15 protein-coding genes are annotated in these 20,792 nt (G+C 67.1%); 1 reads left to right on the forward strand and 14 read right to left on the reverse strand.

The window, feature by feature from the left end; genetic code table 11:
- Positions 1-4: 4 nt before the first annotated feature.
- The 14 genes from OQZ28_RS08280 to OQZ28_RS08345 all read right to left on the reverse strand — a co-directional run bounded on the left by OQZ28_RS08280 (position 5) and on the right by OQZ28_RS08345 (position 19,553).
- Positions 5-1,234 (reverse strand): pyridoxal-phosphate-dependent aminotransferase family protein, encoded by a 1,230-nt coding sequence (locus OQZ28_RS08280; RefSeq protein WP_458135790.1) that lies wholly within the window; start codon positions 1,232-1,234, stop codon positions 5-7.
- Positions 1,231-2,502 carry an allantoate amidohydrolase gene (locus OQZ28_RS08285; RefSeq protein WP_458135791.1) on the reverse strand — a complete coding sequence of 424 codons (1,272 nt, stop codon included), beginning with the start codon at positions 2,500-2,502 and terminating at the stop codon, positions 1,231-1,233. Before OQZ28_RS08285 ends, OQZ28_RS08280 begins: the two co-directional genes overlap by 4 nt.
- Positions 2,496-4,088: a gamma-glutamyltransferase family protein gene (locus OQZ28_RS08290; protein WP_130730000.1), complete on the reverse strand. Its 1,593-nt coding sequence runs from the start codon at positions 4,086-4,088 to the stop codon at positions 2,496-2,498. The genes OQZ28_RS08285 and OQZ28_RS08290 overlap by 7 nt, the downstream gene beginning before the upstream one ends.
- Complete coding sequence (locus OQZ28_RS08295; protein WP_458135792.1) at positions 4,082-5,455, reverse strand: AtzE family amidohydrolase; 1,374 nt, start codon at positions 5,453-5,455, stop codon at positions 4,082-4,084. Before OQZ28_RS08295 ends, OQZ28_RS08290 begins: the two co-directional genes overlap by 7 nt.
- A complete protein-coding gene (locus tag OQZ28_RS08300) occupies positions 5,452-5,688 on the reverse strand; it encodes a DUF4089 domain-containing protein (RefSeq protein ID WP_130730002.1) in 237 nt (78 codons plus the stop codon). The genes OQZ28_RS08295 and OQZ28_RS08300 overlap by 4 nt, the downstream gene beginning before the upstream one ends.
- A 42-nt stretch (positions 5,689-5,730) precedes the next feature.
- Complete coding sequence (locus OQZ28_RS08305; protein ID WP_458135793.1) at positions 5,731-7,179, reverse strand: SidA/IucD/PvdA family monooxygenase; 1,449 nt, start codon at positions 7,177-7,179, stop codon at positions 5,731-5,733.
- 170 nt (positions 7,180-7,349) lie between these two features.
- Entirely contained in the window at positions 7,350-8,306 is a 957-nt protein-coding gene (locus OQZ28_RS08310) for a LysR family transcriptional regulator (RefSeq protein ID WP_061272588.1), read from the reverse strand.
- A complete protein-coding gene (gene xdhC / locus OQZ28_RS08315) occupies positions 8,303-9,157 on the reverse strand; it encodes a xanthine dehydrogenase accessory protein XdhC (RefSeq protein ID WP_458135794.1) in 855 nt (284 codons plus the stop codon). Before xdhC ends, OQZ28_RS08310 begins: the two co-directional genes overlap by 4 nt.
- 4 nt (positions 9,158-9,161) lie before the next feature.
- On the reverse strand, positions 9,162-11,528 hold the full coding sequence (xdhB, locus tag OQZ28_RS08320) for a xanthine dehydrogenase molybdopterin binding subunit (RefSeq protein WP_458135795.1): 2,367 nt from the start codon (positions 11,526-11,528) through the stop codon (positions 9,162-9,164).
- Positions 11,521-13,011 (reverse strand): xanthine dehydrogenase small subunit, encoded by a 1,491-nt coding sequence (gene xdhA, locus OQZ28_RS08325; protein ID WP_458135862.1) that lies wholly within the window; start codon positions 13,009-13,011, stop codon positions 11,521-11,523. Before xdhA ends, xdhB begins: the two co-directional genes overlap by 8 nt.
- A 236-nt stretch (positions 13,012-13,247) precedes the next feature.
- On the reverse strand, positions 13,248-14,597 hold the full coding sequence (locus tag OQZ28_RS08330) for an amidohydrolase family protein (RefSeq protein ID WP_458135796.1): 1,350 nt from the start codon (positions 14,595-14,597) through the stop codon (positions 13,248-13,250).
- A 101-nt stretch (positions 14,598-14,698) separates the two neighbouring features.
- Positions 14,699-16,195, reverse strand: a complete 1,497-nt coding sequence (locus OQZ28_RS08335) for a Ppx/GppA phosphatase family protein (RefSeq protein ID WP_458135797.1) — start codon at positions 16,193-16,195, stop codon at positions 14,699-14,701.
- A 45-nt stretch (positions 16,196-16,240) separates the two neighbouring features.
- Complete coding sequence (locus OQZ28_RS08340; protein WP_458135798.1) at positions 16,241-18,538, reverse strand: RNA degradosome polyphosphate kinase; 2,298 nt, start codon at positions 18,536-18,538, stop codon at positions 16,241-16,243.
- A 226-nt stretch (positions 18,539-18,764) separates the two neighbouring features.
- The gene (locus OQZ28_RS08345; RefSeq protein WP_458135799.1) at positions 18,765-19,553 is read right to left on the reverse strand and encodes a chromosomal replication initiator DnaA; all 789 of its coding nucleotides are present in this window, start codon (positions 19,551-19,553) and stop codon (positions 18,765-18,767) included.
- A gap of 134 nt (positions 19,554-19,687) precedes the next feature.
- On the opposite strand from OQZ28_RS08345, the gene purM reads away from it, so the two are divergent.
- Entirely contained in the window at positions 19,688-20,788 is a 1,101-nt protein-coding gene (gene purM / locus OQZ28_RS08350; protein ID WP_458135800.1) for a phosphoribosylformylglycinamidine cyclo-ligase, read from the forward strand.
- The last annotated feature ends 4 nt before the right edge of the window (positions 20,789-20,792 follow it).

Here is a 20,792-nt window from a genome sequence, read left to right on the forward strand (position 1 = left end):
GTCATCAGTCGTTATAGGCGGCGAGGGCGGCATCAACGCCTGCGCCTGCGCCAAAGCCGTGGCCCTCATGGCGCAGCACGGTTTCGAGTGCGCCCATGGTCAGCAGCACCTTGTGCTTCTCGGCATTGTAGCCCATGGCGCCAATGCGCCAGATTTTACCCTGCAGCGGACCGAAGGCGGAGCCGATCTCGATCTCGAAATCCTCGCGCATGCGGCCGCGCACCTTTTCGCCATCAATGCCCTCGGGAATGTACACGCCGGTCACGTTGGTCATGCGGTGTTCGTCGCCACCAAACAGTTCCAGCCCCATGGCGCGCAGCCCGGCGCACACCGCGCGCGATGCCTTGGCATGGCGGGCGAAACGGGCCTGCAGCCCTTCCTCCAGCACCACGCGGGCGGCTTCACGCGCGCCGTAGAGCATGGTGGTGGCCTCGGTGTGGTGGTTCAGCCGCTTTTCCGACCAGTAATCCATGATCATGGCCAGGTCGAAATAGTTCGAGGGAATACGCGCGCGCGTGCCGTCCGTGGTGTCGCTGCCGCGAATGCCGGCCTCGACATGGCGGCGGGCGAAGATGTGCTCGGCCGCGCGGTCGGAGATGGTGATGGGGGCCGAGCCCGGCGGGCCGCCCATGCATTTCTGCAGGCCCGAACTCACCACGTCCACGCCCCAGCGGTCGGTGGCCACTTCCATGCCGCCCAGCGTTGCCGTGGTGTCGACATAGGAGAGCACATCGTATTTGCGGCAAAGCGCCCCCACCCCATCGAGCGGCTGGGCCATGGTGGTGGACGTATCGCCATGAATGCACGCCAGCACATGCGGGCGGTGGGTGATGATGGCCTCCTCGATCTGGTCAAGGCTGGCCACCTCGCCCCAGGGCAGGTCCAGCGTCACGATCTCGGCGCCTATGCGCTGGGCGATCTCGGAAAGCAGCAGGCCAAAACGCCCCGCGCGCACGATCAGCAGCTTCATGCCCGGCTCGACCAGCGAGACGAGGGCCGCCTCGATGCCCGCGCGCGCCGTGCCATCGACCAGCATGGTCCAGCGGTTGTTGGTCATGAACACCTGACGGTAGAGGTCCATCGTCTGGTTCATGTAGTCGGTCATTTCGGGGTCGAACTGGCCCAGCATGTCGGCGGCCATGGCGCGCAGCACGCGCGGATGCGCGTTGACCGGCCCCGGCCCCATGAGCAGCCGGGCGGGAGGGTTGATCTGGCCGAAAAATGTCTGGGTCATCCGAAAGGTCTCTCAAAAAGTCCAATAAAGGCAATCATGGCCTGCAGCGCCGCATCCGTATCCGCATCGGTTACGGATTCCGCCGGATTATGGCTGATGCCGCCCGCGCAGCGGATGAACAGCATGGAAACCGGGGCCAGATGCGCCATGATCATGGCATCATGCCCGGCCCCGCTGACCACAAGGCGCGGGTCAGCACCCGTCACGTCGCGCACGGCCTGTTCCATGAAGGATGTCAGGCGCGGGTCGCACGGGGTGGCGTCGAGATCCTGCTGCATGCTGATGGCGAGCTCCAGCCTGCGCGCCTTTGCCACGGCCTGGGCCACGGCAAGGATTTCGCGTGCCGCGCGGTCACGCACGGCATTGGTGCCAGCACGCACGTCAAGGGTGAACACCACCTCGCCCGGCACCACGTTGGCCGCACCCGGCATCACGTCAAGCGACCCCACGGTGGCCACCAGCCCGTCGGTGCCCGCGCGGCCAATGCGCTCGGCGGCGAGGATGATCTCGGCGGCACCTGCCAGCGCGTCGCGCCGCAGGTCCATCGATACGGTGCCCGCATGCCCGGCCATGCCGCGCAGGGTCATGCGGTAGCGGTGCTGGGCGGCAATGGCGCTGACCACCCCAAGGGCCCGGCCCTCGGCCTCGAGCACCGGCCCCTGCTCGATATGCGCCTCGACATAGGCGAGGACGTTTTCGCCCCTGCGTGATGCCTTGTGCATCTGGCCCACATCCAGCCCGAAGCCTTCCAGCGCGCTGGCCAGGGTTGCCGTCTCGGCCCAGTCGCTCATGGCGGGGTCAGGGGGTTCGAGCACGCCCGCCACGGCATGCGAGGTCAGCATGCCCGAGGGAAAGCGCGAGCCCTCCTCATCGCCAAAGCCGATCACTTCAAGCGCGAAGGGGAAGCGTCTGCCCGCTGCCGCGAAATGGGCCACGGCCTCGATGCCAAGGATGACGCCCAGCATGCCATCAAAAAAGCCGCCATCGCGCACGCTGTCGATATGCGAGCCGAGCAGCAGAACCGGGGCATCAGGCGTCTGGCCCTCATAGCGGCCCAGCAGGTTGCCTGCCGCATCCATGCGCGTGGTCATGCCTGCCGCGCGCATCCACGTGGCCAGCCGGTCGCAGGTGGCGCGGTAGGATGGGCCGAGATAGGGGCGGAACAGCCCGCCCTCCATCTCGGAATACGGCGCGCGCCCCAGTTCGGCGCACCGCGCCACCGCGCGCTGGCCCGAAGGCTGATCCATGCTGCCTCCTGCGTTTACCATGCTGCGACACACCCATCGCTGCGCGGGTCGGTCGCCCCCTCCAGCAGGCCGGATTCATGGCGCACCAGCGCGCCCGCATGCCCCATGATGGAGGAAAACGGCGCCACGCGTTCCATCTGGTGGCCTGCGGCACTCATGCGGGCAATCACCTCGGGGTCGAAGCGGTCCTCATATTTCAGGCTGACGCTGGATTCCCCCCATGTGCGGCCCAGCAGCCAGCGCGGCGCCGTGATCGCGCGCTGCAGCGGCATGCCGTAGCGCGCGTAGCGGGTGAACAGGGCGGCCTGTGTCTGGGGCTGGCCCTCGCCGCCCATGGTGCCGTACACCATGGTCCGGCCATCCTCGAAGCGCGCGCCCGCCGGGTTGAGCGTATGGAAAGGCTTGCGGCCCGGCTGCAGCCCGTTCCACCCCTGCGGGTCAAGGCCGAAGCTGGTGCCCCGGTTCTGCCACACCACACCCGTACGCGGCAGCACCACGCCCGAGCCATATTCAAAATACAGGCTCTGGATCATGCTCACGGCCAGCCCGTCGGAATCGATCACGCCCAGCCACACCGTATCGCCCTGCTGCGACTGCCACGGCCAGGGGGCCGCCTTGTTGGGGTCGATGCTCGCTGCCATGCGGTCGAGCGCCTTGCGGTCATCAAGGATGTCCTGCGCCTGCACGGTCATGTAGGCGGGATCGCCCACATGCGTGTCGCGATAGCGGAAAGCCTGCTTGGTCGCTTCAACCAGCCCGTGCAGGTAATCGAAATCATCCGCGTTCGCGGCCTTGAGCCGGTCAAACAGCGCCAGGATCAGCAGCGAGGCCACGCCCTGCGTGGGGGGGGCCATGTTGTACAGGTCCGCGCCGTGAATGCGGGCATGGAGCGCTGGCTGGTGCGTCGCCTTGTGGGCCTGCAGGTCGGCCAGGGTAAGCGGGCTGCCAAGGGCCTCCAGGTCGGCGGCGAGTTCACGCGCCACCGTGCCGCGATAGAAGCTGGAAAGTCCTTCATCGGCCAGCTGGCGCAAGGTCGTGGCCAGGCGCGGGTTGTGCAGGATGTCGCCTGCCTGCGGCAGCTTGCCGCCGGGCATGAACTGCGCGGCAAAGCCGGGCACGTTCCTGAGTTCCTCCACTTTCTGGCGGGTGATCTCGGCGGCTCCCGCAGTAACGGGCACGCCCTGCTCGGCATAGTACAGCGCATCGCGCAGCACACGGCCAAGCGGCAGGCCCGGCGCCATGGCGTGGCTCCATGACAGGGCCATCTCCCACCCCGATACCGTGCCCGCGACCGTATTGGCCGCAAGCGGGCCGCGCCACGGAATCGTGTCATGGCCCGCCGCGTGATAGAATGCGGCATCCGCCTTGCCTGCGGCTGCCCCGCAGGCATCGATGGTTTCGACCCGCCCATCGGGCCACATGGTCAGCCAGAAGGCGTCACCGCCAATGCCGGTCATGTGCGGATAGACCACGGCCAGTGCCGCGGCGGTAGCGACAGCGGCCTCGATGGCCGTGCCGCCTGCCTTGAGCACGTCCAGCCCGGCCTGGCTGGCAAGGTGGTGGGGGGATGTGACCATCCCCCGGCATGAACGCGGCGTGTTCAGCATGCCTTTTCCTTCCGCGCGTAACCCGCATCAAGCGGGCGGCAGGCGGCAAGGCCCGCACGCTGCAGTTCGGCGGCCACGGCAAACAGTTTTGCCTCGGCCCCCGGCGCGCCGATCAGCTGGACGCCCAGCGGCAGGCCGTCCACGGCCAGGGGAGTTGCGAGCACCGGCAGCCCGGCCAGGCTGATGGGCTGGGTATAGATGCCCAGATTGGCCCGCGCGGAAACACTCCTGCCATCCACCATGATGGAAGGCTGGTCGATACGCGGCGCGACACCCACCGTGGTGGGCGCCACCAGCACATCGGCCTGCGTGAAGGCCGCGTGCACCTGGGCGCGGAACCACCGGCGGAAGCGCTGCGCCTGCAGATAGGTTGCGGCAGGCAGCATGGCGCCTGCCATGAGGCGGCTGCGGGTGGCGGGGTCGTACTGCATGGAACGCCTGCGCAGGCGGGGCAGGTGCAGGTTGCCGCCCTCCGCAGCGCTGATGAGGAAGGCCGACGCCCGCGCGCGCGCCACCTCGGGCAGCTCGATGACAGGGTCATGGCCCAGATGCGCCATCACGCCATCGATCGCAGCCGTCAGCTCGGGGCTGACATTGCGGGCGAACCAGCCCCCCAGCCGCGCCACTTTTACGGATGCCACATCGGGCAGGGCTGACACGTCCCGCCCCGACATGATGCCGTACACCGCCATCAGGTCCTCGAGCGTATCGGCCATGGGGCCTGCGGTGTCGAGGCTGGCAACGAACGGATAGACCCCGCGCAGCGGCATCTGCCCATAGGTGGGCTTGAGCCCCCACACCCCGCACAGCGCGGAGGGGATGCGGATCGAGCCATTGGTGTCCGACCCCAGCGTAAAGGGCAGCAGCCCCGCCGCCACGGCCGCAGCCGACCCGCCCGACGAGCCACCGGCCAGGCGGGCGTGATCATGCGGGTTGCGGGTTGTGCCGGTATGCGCGTTCTCGGTCGAGAAGCCGTAGGCGAACTCATCCATGTTCAGGGTAGCCACCGGCACGGCGCCGGCGGCACGCAGGCGGGCGATGACGGTTGCATCCTCGGAAGCGGGCAGGTTGTCGCGCAGCACGATGGAGCCTGCGGTGGTCACCTCGCCGCGCACGTCAAACAGGTCCTTGACGCCAAAGGGCACACCGGCGAGCGGGCCGGGGTCGCGGCCTGCGGCAATGGCCTTGTCCACTTCCTCGGCCTGCGCCACGGCGGCGGGGCCAAGGATGCGGGTCACGCTGTTGAAGCGGGTGTCACGCGCCTCGATATCCGAAATGACCGCCGTGACCACGCCCACGGCGTTGCGGCGGCCTGCGCGTATGTCAGCGGCGATGCCAAGCGCTGCGCCCATGGCGTGGGCGGTCATGGCGCGTACTCGTAGGCTGGCTCGCAGTCATCAGGCAGCACGAAGCCTGCCACGAGGTCGGCATAGCCATGCAGCAACGCCGTATTGGCCACGACATCGGGCAGGCAGGCCACCGGAATGCTCAGGCCGATGATCCGGGCCATGTCTGCCACGGGGGGAACCTTGTGGTCATTGCTTGCCCCCGCGCCGGCAACACCCGGCGCGGAAGGTGAAAGGCTTACAGCGCTGCTCATCTACTCACTCTCTCCCGAATGGATAAATCTACCCGGGGCGTATCATGCAACAGGAGGATCGAGACTGACTAGTTCCGCCACGTCATAGGACAGCAGACTTTCAAGGTGTTGCTGGCCATCGGCCACGTAGAGGTCACGCCCCAGCCCGTGGGCCAGGCGTTCCACGCCAAAGCGCATGCCGCTGATCGAAGCCCCCGACAGCCCCATGCTGGGCGTGGCCGAGAACGTGAAATTGTGAATGTTGGCCAGCATGGGCGCCAGCGGGTCATTCGGCTCGCGCGGCAGGAACTGGTAGCAGTCGCCCAGGTAGGGATAGCTTTCCAGCACCGCACTCTCGGCCCCTGCGGGCGCCTTGTAGCGCTCGCCCCACAGGGAGACGGAGGGGGCGAAGGATGCGGTCTCGGGCCGGCGGGACAGGTCGGTGGCGAAGCCCGTGCCAATGATTACGAAGTCAAAGCGCATCTCGCCGGTGGGCGAATCGACAACGATTTCATCACCCTCCATGCGGGCGCCCGTCCAGGGGCAGCCGGTGCGGTAGGAAAAGTTTTCATGCCGGCGGCACCGCCAGAACGTATCCTGCGGCGGCGGCTGGTTGAGCTCGAAGATACGGCGCATGAACCCCCAGCGCAGCTCATCGGACAGAGCGGGGTAGTAGGCGAGGAAGCCGGTATTCTCCATCCACCGATACGGGTTGATGGAGGGGATTTCCTTGCGGCGCAGGCAAAGCGTCACGCTGCCGGCACCGTCCTCGAGTGCCGTGGCGGCGTTATCGAACGCCGAGGCCCCGGCGCCCAGCACACCGATGCGCTTGCCCTTCAGCGCCGCGAAATCGATCGCCTCGGATGTATGGGCATAGCGCTCGCGCGGCAGGTCGTTGCGGATGAAGTCGGGCACGTGCCACGTGCCGCAGCCCTCGATGCCGGTGGCCAGCACCAGCTTGCGGGCATAATGCACGTGGCTCGTGCCATCGGGGCGGCGGAAGGTCAGGCGCAGCAGGCCGTCTTCCCACGTAACACCCGTGAACTCGTGGTCATTGGCCACCGGCAGGTCGAGGATGTCGCGGTACCAGTCGAGATAGGCCTGCCAGTCCCCACGGGGGATCTTGTCCAGCTTCTCCCACGCGGTGGCACCGTACTGCGCCTCATACCATGAGCGCGGGGTGAGCGAGGGCACGCCCAGGTCGGGGCCGGTCACGTATTTGGGGGTGCGCAGCGTGATCATGCGCGCGAATGTCACCCACGGGCCTTCGCCGCCCTTCGCGGCGCGGTCAAAAATACGCACATTGGTGATGTTGTTGCGCTTGAGCGCAAAGGCCGTGGCAAGCCCGCCCTGCCCCGCGCCGATGATCGCGACGTCAAGCACGCGCCGGCCATCGCGTTCGATGGGGGGAATCCATTCCTTGCGCGGGTAGCGGATGATTTCCAGGTCACGGCGCACGGCTGCATCGAGTGCCGCCAGCCCCCCGTCTTTCGGCTGCATGTTGGTATCCATCTGCGGGTCCCCATCTGTTTTCTGTCTGGCTGATGCAGCCCCGTATGACGTCCCCCGACGCCATACGGATATCCCCCAACCGCACCACGATGGGTTGATCTAATCAGCCCGCAGGCTGTTTCGTCCAGTAGAATGATTTCATCGTTCCGTTGCTTAAATCGCAACAGAGGTCAGACCGCGCGTTCGTCACTCACGCCCTGCACGCGGCGCAGCTCAAGGCGCAGCTCCTCGATCACGGTTTCCAGCAGGGGCGGCAGCCAGCGGGATTCGCGCACATACGCCCCGAGATCGGTCACGGCGCGGGTGTCACGCAACGGCACGTGGCGCAGGCTGTCCTGGCCGGGCTGCACGCCCACGGCCAGCGGCGACTGGAAGGCCAGCCCCGCGCCTGCAAGCACCATGCGGTTGGTCAGTTCGATCGAGCCGGTATGCAGCACCACGTTCAGGCGGTCCTGCCACGGGCGCAGCATCGGCTCCATCACGCGGTAGAGCGAGAGCGTGCGCGTGGGCAGGATCAGGCGGTAGGCCACGCATTCCTCCACCGTCACGGTGCGCAGGTGCGCCAGCGGGTGGTCGGCCCGCACCACGGCACCAACGGGAAAATGCCCCACCGCCACCCGCCGCAATTCGGGGTAAAGGGCCAGCGAGAACGCAATGCCAAGGTCAACCCGCCCATCCTGCAGGGCCGAGACGATGGTCTTGGGCGCGCCGACCTCCACATGCAGCTCAACGGTGGGAAAGGCGGAGATGATGCGCTCGAGCAGCGCGGGCAGGAGCTGGCCTGCTATGCCTTCCACCGCCATGATGCGCAGCCTGCCGTCATGCCGGCCGGACAGGGCGTTGATCTGCTCCTCCGTGCGGGCGGCATCCTGCATCACGGTCACGATATGGCGGGCCATGATGGTGCCCACCTCGGTCAGGACCATGCCTTCGGGCAGGCGGTCGAACAGGGGCGCGCCAATTTCGGCCTCCATCTGCGCAAGCTGGCGCGTCAGCGCCGAGGGCGTGACATTGAGCCTGCGCGCCGCCTCGCGGATGGAGCGGCATTCCCGCACCGCATTGAAGTAGGAAATGCCCCGCGCATGCAGGCGCATCATGCGGGGCGTGCGCGAAAGCGGATCGTTCATAAGCGTCTCTCATCCCCATCTGCATCACCCTCTCCCCGCGGCGCGTGCAGGAAGCGCGTGACAATTTCCGCCGCCACCAGCGCCGCGATGACCGGGGGCCGCTTGTCGCGCACGCCCTCCCCCCCGATGGGGCAGACCATGGCATTGATGCGGTCTTCGGGCAGGCCGAGCGCGCGGAAGGCCATCTCGAAGCGGCGGCGCTTGGTGTGCGAGCCGATCAGGCCCACATAGCGAAAGTCGCCCCGTTCGAGGATGGATGCAACAATCAGGCTGTCAAGCGCGTGGCTCTGTGTCAGCACCAGCGCGCCGGAGCCAGCGGGCGCATCGGTTACAAGGCGCTGCCAGTCGCCATCATCATGCACCGCCACGCCGGGGGGAATGACGGGGCCGAATTCATGCGGGCGCGAATCGCACCAGGCCAGCCGCAGCGGCAGCGGGGCCAGCACATGGGCCAGCGCGCGCCCCACATGCCCCGCCCCGAACAGCAGGAGCAGCGGGGCCTCGCTGCGCTGGCGCTCGAGTTCCGCCATGACGGCGTCCAGCCCCCTGCCCTCGGGCACATCGATGCACAGCATCACCTCACCCCCGCAGCACTGCCCGGAGTGGCCGCCAAGGTCGATGCGCAGGTCCTGCGTCCCGCTACCCGTGGCCAGCAGGGCGCGGGCGTGGTGGATGGCGTTCCATTCCAGGTCCCCGCCGCCCACCGTGCCGGACTGCTCCGTGGCTGTCACCAGCATGAAGGTACCGGCCTCACGCGGGGTGGAGCCGCGCGCGGCTGACACGCTGATCCGGGCAACCGGCTGGCCCATGAGCCGCCACCGGGCCAGATCGGCGCGCATGTCCGTGCCCATGGGTTCAGCAGGCGGGGGGCTGGCCGCGGCGCAGGCGATCTGCCGTGCGCAGGATCATCTCCGGCGTGGCGGGGGCATCGAGCCGGGGGCAGGTGCGGTAGCCATCAAGGCTGGCCAGCGCATCCGATATCGCCTGCAGCACGGACACGCCATGCACGAAAGGCGGCTCGCCCACCGCCTTGGAGCGGAAAATGGTGTGCTCGCGGTTGGGCGCGTTTTCCAGCAGCTCGACATTGAACACGCGCGGGCGGTCGGAACAGGCGGGGATTTTATAGGTGCTGGGCGCATGGGTGCGCAGGCGGCCCGCATCGTCCCACACCAGTTCCTCGCAGGTCAGCCAGCCCGCACCCTGCACGAAGCCGCCCTCGATCTGGCCGATGTCGAGGGCGGGGTTCAGCGACTGGCCTGCATCATGCAGGATGTCCACGCGGTCGATCTTCGTCTCGCCGGTCAGCAGGTCGATCACCACCTCCGAACATGCGGCCCCGTAGGCGAAGTAATAGAAGGGCCGCCCCTGCCCCGTATCGCCATTCCACGAGATCTTGGGCGTTTTGTAGAACCCGTTGGCCGACATGGACACACGCGCGAAATACGCCTGCCGGGTCAGGTGCGAAAACGCGATGACCTTATGGCCCACATGCACGCCATCGGGCGCGAAACGCACTTCGTCCTCGCCCACGTTCCAGTGGCTGGCGGCGAATTCCACCAGCCTGCGCTTGATGCGGCGCACGGCATCAAGCACCGCCATGCCGTTGAGGTCCGCCCCGCTCGAGGCTGCCGTGGCCGATGTATTGGGCACCTTGCCGGTGGTTGTGGCGGTAATGCGCACCTGATCGGGGCCAAGCCCGAATTCGCGCATGGCCACCTGCACCATCTTGGTGTGCAGGCCCTGGCCCATCTCGGTGCCGCCGTGGTTCACCTGCACCGAGCCATCGGTATAGACATGCACCAGCGCGCCCGCCTGGTTGTAATGGGTGGCGGTGAACGAGATGCCGAATTTGACCGGGGTGATGGCAATGCCGCGCCGCAGGTAGGGGCTGGTGGCATTGAATTCGCGGCAGGCCGCACGGCGCTGGACGTAATGGCAGCGCCGGGCCAGTGCGGGCAGCAGGTCGTGGGTGATCGAGTCCTCCACCACCATGTTGTACGGCGTGACATTGCGGTCATGCGTGCCATAGACATTGCGCAGCCGGACCTCGAGCGGGTCGAGGCCGGTGGCGAATGCAATCTCCTCGATCACGCGCTCGGCGGCGACGATGCCCTGCGGGCCGCCAAAGCCGCGATAGGCGGTATTGGACTGCGTGTTGGTGCGCAGCGGCTCCGAGCGCAGGCGCACATCGGGGTAGAAATAGGCGTTATCGGCATGGAACAGCGCCCGGTCGATGACCGGGCCGGACAGGTCGGCCGACCAGCCGCAACGCGCGGCGAGCACCATGTCCACCGCCACGATCCGCCCGTCATCGGTAAAGCCTGCATCGTAATCGATCACGAAATCATGGCGCTTGCCGGTCATGGTCATGTCGTCATCGCGGTCGAGGCGCATCTTGGCCGCACGGCCCGTCCTGTCGGCCACGAGGGCGGAGAGGCAGGCACAGGCATTGGCCTGCGTTTCCTTGCCGCCAAAGCCGCCGCCCATGCGCCGCACCTCGACGGTGATGAGGTTGGCGGGGCGGTCGAGCACATGGGCGACCATATGCTGCGTCTCGGTCGGGTGCTGGGTGGAGGAGGTGACATGCATCTCCCCCTCTTCACCCGGGCAGGCAAGGGCCACCTGCCCTTCAAGGTAGAAATGCTCCTGCCCGCCCACCGTAATGCGGCCCGAGAGCCTGCGGGGCGCATGTTCCAGCCCGGCCAGAACGTCGCCGCGCTTCATTTCCATCTGTCGCCAGACCATGGGGCTGCCATTCTCACGGGCCTGCGCGATGTTGAGGATGGCGGGCAGGTCCTCGTATTCCACAACCGCCAGCCGCGCCGCGCGGCGGGCGGCACCGCGCGTGGTGGCGGCGACCACGAACAGGGGCTGGCCGTAAAACGAGACGATATCCCTGGCCAGCAGCGGCTCATCGCCCTTGCCCACCGGGCTGATCTGGTTCTCGCCCGGTATGTCGGTGGCCGTATAGACCGCCACCACGCCCTCGGCCTGCCGCACGGCGTCAAGGTTCATGGACACGATGCGGGCATGGGCGCGCATGCTCAGCCCCGGCACAAGGTGCAGCGTGCCACGGGGTTCTGGCAGGTCGTCAATGTAGCTGGCCGTGCCCTGCACGTGCATGGCCGCACTTTCGTGCCGCAGGCTTTCCGACGCGCCGCCGGGCACGATGCCCGCACCGAGCACGGGGGCGGCGGTGGCCGCGATGTTTGCATCAGCCATGAGCGTGGTCTCCCGTGGCGGTGCAGGCGGCATGCACGCTGGTGGGCACGCGGGCGGCCTGCGGCCCGCAATCGGCATAAAGCCGGGTGAGCAGGTTGGCCGCCACGGTGCTGCGGTACCATGCGCTTGCCCGCATGTCGGTCAATGGGGTAAAATCGGCCATGATCGCCTCACGCGCGGCTTCCAGCGTGGCTTCATTCCACTTGCGGCCCGCAAGGGCCTCTTCCGTGCGCGCGGCGCGGCGCGGGGTGGCCGCCATGCCGCCAAAGGCGATGCGCGGATTGCTGATGGTGCCATCAGGCGCAAGCGTGAGCGAAAACGCAGCCAGAATGGCCGAGATATCCTGATCGAAGCGCTTGGACACTTTCCATGCGCGGATGACCGTATCGGGTGCGGGAACAGGAATGGTGATCCCTTCCACGAACTCGCCCGGCGCGCGGTCCTGTTTGCCGTAATCGATGAAGAACTCTTCCAGCGCGATGGTGCGGCGCACATCCCCGCGGCGCAGGTGCAACATGGCCCCGGCCGCGATCAGCACCGGCGGGCCATCGCCAATGGGTGAGCCGTTGGCGATGTTGCCGCATACCGTGCCCGCATTGCGCACCTGCACCGAGCCGATGCGGCGGAACACTTCCTCATCGGGCTGGGGCAGGATTTCCGCCAGGGCTGCGCGGGCTTCCTGCCATGTAACGGCAGCGCCGACATACAGCCCCTGCCCTGTCATCCCGATACGCCGCAGGTCGGCGATCTGGCCAATCGGAACCACATGCGGCAGGTCGCGCAGGCCCTTGGTCACCCACAGCCCCACATCGGTCGCCCCCGCCACGATGCGGGAATCGGGGTTTTCGAGCAGCGTGTGGGCCAGCGCATCCACCGTTGCGGGAATGGTCAGGCGGCCCGTGGGTCCGGTCATGTCAACCGTGGCCCCGTCGCGCAGGGCGTGCAGGCGCCCGGCCATGTCATCGGCCATTGCATCGAAATGGTCAGGCCCCGCCTGCATGGCGTGGCGCATGGCGCGCACGATGGGCGCATAGCCGGTGCAGCGGCACAGATTGCCTGCCAGCATGTCGTCAATGCCGCGTTCATCCTGTGCAAGCCCGGCTGCCTTGCGGCCCGCCACCATGGACATGACAAAGCCCGGCGTGCAGAACCCGCATTGCGAACCGTGATGCTCCACCATGGCCTGCTGCACCGGGTGCAGGCTGCCATCGGGCGCGCGCATGTCCTCGATGGTGAGCACCTGCGCGCCATCGAGCATGCATACGAACTGGATGCACGCATTGACCGCGCGCCACACCAGCCGCTCGCCCTCCAGCCTGACCACGAGCACCGTGCAGGCCCCGCAATCGCCTTCGTTACAGCCTTCCTTGGTGCCGGTCAGGCCTCGTTCCTCACGCAGCCAGTCCAGCAGCGTGCGTGTTGGCGCGATGTTGGCCAACGCATGATATTCGTTTCCGACATAGAAACGGATATCGTGTCTGATCCCCGTCAAACCTGTTCCCTTGTCCTGTGGCCACGGACTGCCTCACCCCCCTCAAGGCAGACAGCCGGAACAGCCATTGATGTCTTCTGATCCCATTATATGGGAAAGTGATCCTACCCTGTCACCCTGCCTGAAAGCAAAGGGGCAATGCCATGATGCGTTTTGCCGGGTGCAACCCAGATGCCGCCTTCTTGAAAATAGGGGCGGCGGCAAAAATGTTCATTCCTGCATCATTTTCAAACGGATAAGCGCGCCGCCTGCCGCATGCGCACCGACAGGCCGGGCCGGAATGCCGGGCAGGGCACGTAGGCACTGCTGCCTGCCCCCTCATGCGGCGCACCATCACGGAACGCCACCACCCCGCCGCGGATCACGCATTCTGGCTGCCCCCCCAGCGCAATGCCGCCATACAGGCCCCCCGCGCTGGCGGGGCGCATCTCCTGCGCATCGGGGTTCCACAGCACGAGGTCGGCATCCGCGCCCGGCATGATGGCGCCCTTGCGGGGGTAGATGTTGAACGCCCGGGCTGCTGCCTCCGACGTGGCGCGGACGAATTCCTCCGCCTCCATCACCCCCGCCTGCACGCCGTGCCGCCACACAACGCGCATCCGCTCGGCCAAGCCGCCTGCCACGCCGTGGCCCGCCTGCCCTGCCGGGCTGAAGCCGCTGGCCACCATGCCCACCGCGCCACAGGCCAGCGCCCCCCATAGCGCCCGCCGGTGCGTCGAATCCCGAAAAGGGGGACGTATCAAGTAAGGGGCGGGGTCACCGGCGTCATACACCGCCTCGTCAAGCACGAGATGCGGGGCCAGCACATGCGCCTGCACGCGCCGGGCCTGCGCGCGGGCGGCGATAATGGCGGCACACGCGCCTGCGGTCGAGACAGGCCCCACATGCACCGGCGCGCCCACCAGCCCCGCCAGCATGAGGGCCCGGCCCACGGCCTCACCCTCGATGGCGGGCGGGCAGGCCAGCGGGCAGGCCTCGCCCCCGCTCACACCCGCATGGTCAAGGGCCGCGTGCAGGTAAGCCATGGCCTGCGCGTTCTGCGCCTCGATCACGCATAACGCGCCAAGCCCTGCCGCATGGGCCGCCAGGTCAAGGATGGCATGATCCCCCATGCCCCCTGCCATGGACAGGTGAAAGCTGTTGACCCCATGGCCCACCAGCATGTCCATGCCGCCCATGACAGCGCCCCCGGCATCCGGCAGCCCCATGCGCAGCCCGACATCAACCGGCGCGCGGGCCGCAGCCTGCCGCCAGTCGCGCCATGCCTGCGCCATGTCCTGCCCGTGCGGCCGCATCACATCGATCACGGTGGTGGTACCGCCTGCCAGGGCCGCAGCCGTTGCGGAAAAACCGGCTTCATCCGCGCCAATGCCGGTATGGGGGTCAACGCCGCCGGGCAGCACCAGCAGGCCACCGGCGTCAATGGTCGTGCAGCCGGTGGGCGCTTCAAGCGCCGGCCCCACGGCCAGAATTTCCCCCACGCCACCGCACAGCACGTCCACCCGCAGGCTGGCCTGCCCCGTGACCACCGTGCCGCCGCGGATCAGCAGCAGGTCGCGCTGCGTGCCGTGCTTCATGCTCGCCCCCGTTACAGACATATCTGAGCGTTATTGGGGAAACGCCGCCTTTTTGAAAAAAGGCGGCACCCAAAAACTTTTATTCTGATTCAATTTTTCACTTAATGGTCGCGGATGCGCACCGGCATGTTCATGGCACTGCCCAGGCGCTCGAGCCTGCGGCGCACGCTCTCGCCCTGCACCACATCGCGCCCCGGCGCGAAATGCAGCGACAGCGTGCCATCCGCCATTTCCAGCCGCGTGCCATCAAGCAGGGCCTCCGTGCCGCCACTCACCGTATAGGCCAGCCGCAATGCCTGCCCCAGCACCACGGCATGGGCAAACTGCGCGGGGTCAAGCAACTGGCGCGAGGGTTGCAGATACGCCACCGACAGGTCGGCCCCGTAGCGCACCGCCAGCGTAAGCGACAGGAAAGCCCGCGCCTGATGCGTAAAGCCCACCCCCTGCAGGCGCAGGATGCGCAGATAGGTCTGCTCGGCCCGGTATTCGGGGTGGTCATGCGCGCCCACATCCGACAGCCAGCACGCCACCGCGCGCAGGCGGCCTGCCACGGGGTCTTCATCGGGGAAGAGCGGCGCCGTCCAGTCCGCCAGGCGCTCGGGCAGCTGCATGCTGCGGCCAAGCATGCAGCACATTTCGCGGGCCACGGCATCCTGCGGGTCGTTATCGGCAACACTTGCGGCCACATTGCGCATGTACCACCCCTCGCGCAGGCCATCGACACAGAAGACCAGCCCGTTGGGCTGCGCATGCCGCATGAGCCTGCGCAGCACGGTGGCGGCAAAGGGCGCATCATCAAGCCGCTTGCGCGGCACGCCGGGCAGGCGCTCGATCGAGCGTTTGCTGGCGCCCAGGATCCAGTCCGTCATCTCGCGCGCGGTATCGGGCGCAAGCTGGTACAGGTGCACGATATTGAGCGGATAGGCCGTGCGTGCGATCTGCAGGCGGGCAAGTGCGCGAAAGGCGCCACCCACCAGGTACAGGTCCTGCCCGCGCACACCCTCCAGCCAGTCCACGCGGGCCAGGTCCTCATCCACCAGCGCGCGTGCGCGGGCCAGGTCGCCACCGGCGCGGTCATTGAGCCGGATCACGCCCAGCGGCAGGGTGCAGGCATCGCGCTTGCGCCCGTTCTCGATGCGGATCAGTTCAAGCGAACCACCGCCAATATCAGCCACCAGCCCGTTGGCATCGGGGATGCCGCACAGCACGCCGGTGGCGGAATAATCGGCCTCCTCCTCCCCGCTCAGTATGCGGATCGGCACGCCGGGCAGGCGTGATTTCAGCCCCGCCACGAATTCCGGCCCGTTGGTGGCATCGCGCACCGCCGCCGTGGCCAGAACCTCGAAGGGGCTTGCCTCCATGCCGCGCGCAATGGCGTTGAAGCGGGCCATGACCTCCATGGCCAGCGGCACAGCCTCCTCGTTCAGCCGACCCGTGGCGTTGAGCCCCCGACCCAGCCTGAGCACCACCTTCTCGTTGAAAATGGGCGCGGGATTGCGCGAAATGCCGTCAAACACCACAAGGCGCACGGAATTCGAACCCAGATCAATGACCGCCGAACGGCGAAACCCGCCAGCCCCCGTCACATCGCGCCCCATATGCTGCCAGCGCGTCCTGCCTTGAGCCTGCCCATGCCGTAATCCTCAGTCCTCAATAATCTGTTCCGCATGCCACGGCTGCGATGCGCTGACCCGGATCGGGGCTTCTGGCGCGCCACGCACCGGATAGCCCGGATGCTCCATGAAATACTCATGCGATGAAAAGGGCCTGCGCCCCGGCTCCAGCCGCCGCCAGACCCCGTTACGCTGTAGAATCCACGACTGCAGGTTGTCTTTGAGATCGATCATCATGATCTGGTCAAGCACGCGGGCATGAATCTGCGGGTCAAGCATCGGCACCATGCTTTCCACCCGCCAGTCCATGTTGCGCTGCATCCAGTCCGCCGAGGAGATATACAGCTTCGCCTGCTTTGACGGCAGGCGGTGCCCGCCTCCAAACGCATAGATGCGCGCGTGCTCAAGGAAGCGCCCCACGATGGACTTGACCTTGATGTTCTCCGAAAGGCCGGGAACACCGGGGCGCAGGCAGCAGATGCCGCGCACCACGGCCACGATGCGCACCCCCGCGCAGGACGCGGCATACAGCCGGTCGATCAGGTCGGGATCGACCAGCGAGTTCATCTTGAGCCAGATCTGCCCTGGCCTGCCGGCCTGCACATGCGCGATCTCGCCTGCAATCAGCTCTTCAAGCGTGCTGCGGATGGTCACGGGCGAGAACGCGATCGCCTCCATCTTGGCAGGCATGGCGTAACCGGTCATGTAGTTGAACAGCCGCGCCGAATCACGCGCAAGCTCGGGGTTGCACGTAAAGAACGACAGGTCGGTATAGATCCGCGCCGTAATGGGGTGGTAGTTACCCGTGCCGAAATGCGCATACGAGCGCAGGCCATTGCCCTCGCGCCGCACCACGAGGCTGAGCTTGGCGTGGGTCTTGAGGTCGGAGAAGCCAAAGACCACCTGCACGCCAGCCGCCTCGAGCGCGCGGGCGAGGCGGATGTTCGCCTCCTCGTCAAAGCGGGCGCGCAGTTCCACCATGGCGGTGACCGCCTTGCCCGCTTCCGCCGCCTCGATCAGTGCCTTCACGATCGGGCTGTCGCGCGATGTGCGGTACAGCGTCTGCTTGATCGCCACCACGGCGGGGTCGAGTGCTGCCTGCCGCAGGAACTGCACCACCACGTCAAAACTTTCAAACGGGTGATGCACGATCATGTCGCGCGCACGGATGGCGGCGAAGCAGTCGCCCCCGCAATCGACGATCCGCTCGGGGAAGCGCGGCGTATAGGGCGGGAACAAAAGGTCGGGCCGGTCATCGACGATCAACTGCTTGAGGTCCACCACCCCGATCAGCCCGGACTGCACGAACACTTCATCCGGCGGGGGGGCCAGGCCGTCGGCCATGGAGCGGGCCAGGTCCTCGGGCATGCGCGATTCGATATCGAGGTGGATCACCACGCCACGCCTGCGGCGCTTGAGCGCGCTCTCATAGGAGCGGACCAGATCCTCCGCCTCGTCCTCGAACTCCACATCCGTGTCGCGCACCACGCGCATCACGCCCCAGTCGCCCGCCACGAGGCCGGGGAACAGGCGGTCGATGCACATCACGATCAGGCGCTCAAGCAGGATGAAGCGCGTGACGCCGGGCGGCGAAAGGGCGGCCGGCAGGCGGATGAAACGCTCGATGCGCGCGGGCAGCAGGATCAGCGCCTCCATCACGAACTGCCCGGTCTCGGCGTTCATCAGCCGCAGCGCCTGGGCTATGCCCATGTTGGGGATGAAGGGCAGCGGATGGGCGGGATCGATGGCCAGCGGCGTGAGCACGGGGAAGACGCGCTCCATGAAGCAGCTATCCAGCCACTCCTGCTCCTCCGCAGTGAAGGAGACCTCATCGCACACCACCACGCCAGCGCCCTCGAGCTCGCGTTGCAGGTCGCGCCAGATGCGCTGCTGCTCCTGCAACAGCCGCCCCGTGCGCTCGCGCACGGCGGAAAGCTGCTGCTGGGGTGTCAGCCCGTCGGGCGAGGTCTTGACCAGCCCCTCGCGCACCTGCCCCACAAGCCCCGCCACGCGCACGGAATAGAATTCATCAAGGTTGGAGGCGCTGATCGACAGGAAGCGCACGCGCTCGAGCAGCGGGTTGCGGGGGTTGTCGGCCTCATCGACCACGCGCTGGTTGAAGTCGAGCCAGGACAGTTCACGGTTGATGAAGCGTGCGGGTGATGTGGCGTCGATCAGGGTTTCAGGCGCCTCGTGCAGGGCAACCTGCCGCCCTGCCGCCCTGGCGGTAGTGGCGCGGCTGCGCGCGCGGGGCGCCGGTTTTGCGCCCGTGGCAGGCTTGCGTGGCGTTCTGGCCAATGGATTCGCGCTCCCGTTCGGCGGTGGCATTGCTTGTTGCAAGTGATTCTAGACGACAGAGCGCCCTCTTGGCCAGCGCCAAGCCCCTGCGTGCCCCCCCGCAGCCTTCAGAGCCAGCATCCTGAAGTGCGGGATGGCGCTGTTTTCAAAACGCTTCGCTAAAACGCCGCCTTTTTGAAAAAAGGCGGCACCCAAAAACTTTTATTCTGAAAGGGATGCCTGCCAACATGCTTCAGGCTGAAAGCCCATGAATTTTTTATGACACGTGCAAACCGCCGTTTTTCTGGTCCGAAGGCACCAGCGGCAGCTCGGCTGGCAGCAGGTCGGCCAGAGCGCGTGCGGCCAGGGCGCGGGTGACCGGGCGGCCCGAGGCAAGGGCTGCATGGTCCAGCCGGTTCGCGGCCTCCTGCACGGCCAGCGCCGTGCGGGGCAGGCGGCGCAGCAGCCACTCCACCACCGGCTGCGCCACCACGATCTGCCGCTCGGCCAGCAGGCGCAGCAAAAGCACGCGCAACAGCCCGTCGCCCGGCTGGCCGATGGCCACCGCCATGGTCGCGCGCAGCCTGCTGGCCAGGTCCGGCAGGGCCACCGCCCAGCGCGCGGGCGGCGTGCGCGCGCCAAGCAGCAGCACCATGCCATGCTCGCGCGCGGCATTGATCAGGTGCAAAAGCGCGCGCTCATCGGCGCATTCATCGGCGCTGTCGAGCGCAATGGCCATGAGCGGCACCCGCGCACCACAGGCCGGGAACAGGGCCGCCACATGCGCGTGCGACAGGCTGGCCCCATGCAGCAGCCGCGCGCCATGGCGGTGCGCCCAGATTTCAAGCAGGTGGGTCTTGCCGGTGCCTGCCGCCCCCCACAGCGCCAGCCTGCGCTCGGGCCATGGCGTGGGGCCGAGAAGCCAGCTGCGGGCCGCGGCGTTGGAGGCGGCAAAAACGAAATCGGCAGCACGGAAACGCGGCGTGTGGGCAAACGGCAACACCATCTGGCCGATCACCCCGGCAGGCGTGTTTTCATCCGTTTTCAGCTTCGTATGCTCAACCACCGCTTTGTGCGCAGCCCCACCATGACGTAAAGAAAGCCGGAAGTCCGTTTGAACCCGGCTCCAAGGGCGGTTTTCATAGCCTGCGCGAGGGAGTCCGGGAAAGTGATAGTTTGCTTGTGAAAAAGGCCTGCTGCATGACGTCCGCCCCCCGCCCGACCACACCTGCCCCCGACAACGCGCCAAGCGCCACCTACCGCGATGCCGGGGTGGATATCGTGGCGGGCGACGCCCTTGTCGAGGTCATCAAGCCTGCGGCCAAGGCCACGGACCGCCCCGGCACCATGGGCGGGCTTGGCGGATTCGGCGCGCTGTTTGACCTGAAAGCCGCCGGTTTTTCAGATCCCATTCTCGTTTCATGCACCGATGGCGTTGGCACCAAGCTCATGATCGCCATCGAGAGCGGCCTGCATGAAACCGTGGGCATCGACCTCGTGGCCATGTGCGTGAACGACCTTGTGGTGCAGGGCGCAACGCCGCTGTTCTTCCTCGACTACTTCGCCACCGGCAAGCTTGCGGTGGAAGATGCCGCCAAGGTGGTGCGCGGCATAGCCAAAGGCTGCGCCGAATCGGGCTGCGCGCTGGTGGGCGGCGAAACCGCCGAGATGCCGGGCATGTACGGCCCCGGCCATTACGACCTGGCCGGTTTTTCGGTCGGTGCGGCCGAGCGCACGGCGCTGCTGCCCGGCGATATCCGCCCCGGTGACACGCTGATCGCCCTGCCTTCGGCGGGCGTGCATTCCAACGGGTTCTCGCTGGTGCGCAACATCGTCAAACGCAGCGGGCTGGGCTGGGATGCCCCCTGCCCGTTTGCCGATGGCCAGACACTGGGCGAGGCGCTGATGACGCCCACCACGCTGTACGTGCGCCCCGTGCTCGACCTGCACCACGCGGGCCTGCTTGTGGGCGCTGCCCACATTACTGGCGGCGGCCTGCCGGGCAACCTGCCGCGCGTACTGCCCAAGGGCGTGCGCGCCGTGCTGGATGGCACGTCGTGGCCGGTACCGCCGGTCTTCCCGTGGCTGGCCAGCATTGGCAATGTCACCACCGAGGAAATGCTGCGCGTGTTCAACTGCGGCGTGGGCATGGTGCTGGTGGTGCGCGATGCCAATGCCGCCATGGCGAAGCTGGCCGAGCGCGGGCAGCAGGCCTTCATCATCGGCACCATAACCCAGGGCGAAAGCCCGGACAGCCCCGCCACGCTGACCTTTGATGAACTGCCCGAACTGCGTGACTGACCCG

It is taken from the genome of Komagataeibacter sp. NFXK3, from assembly GCF_054182245.1.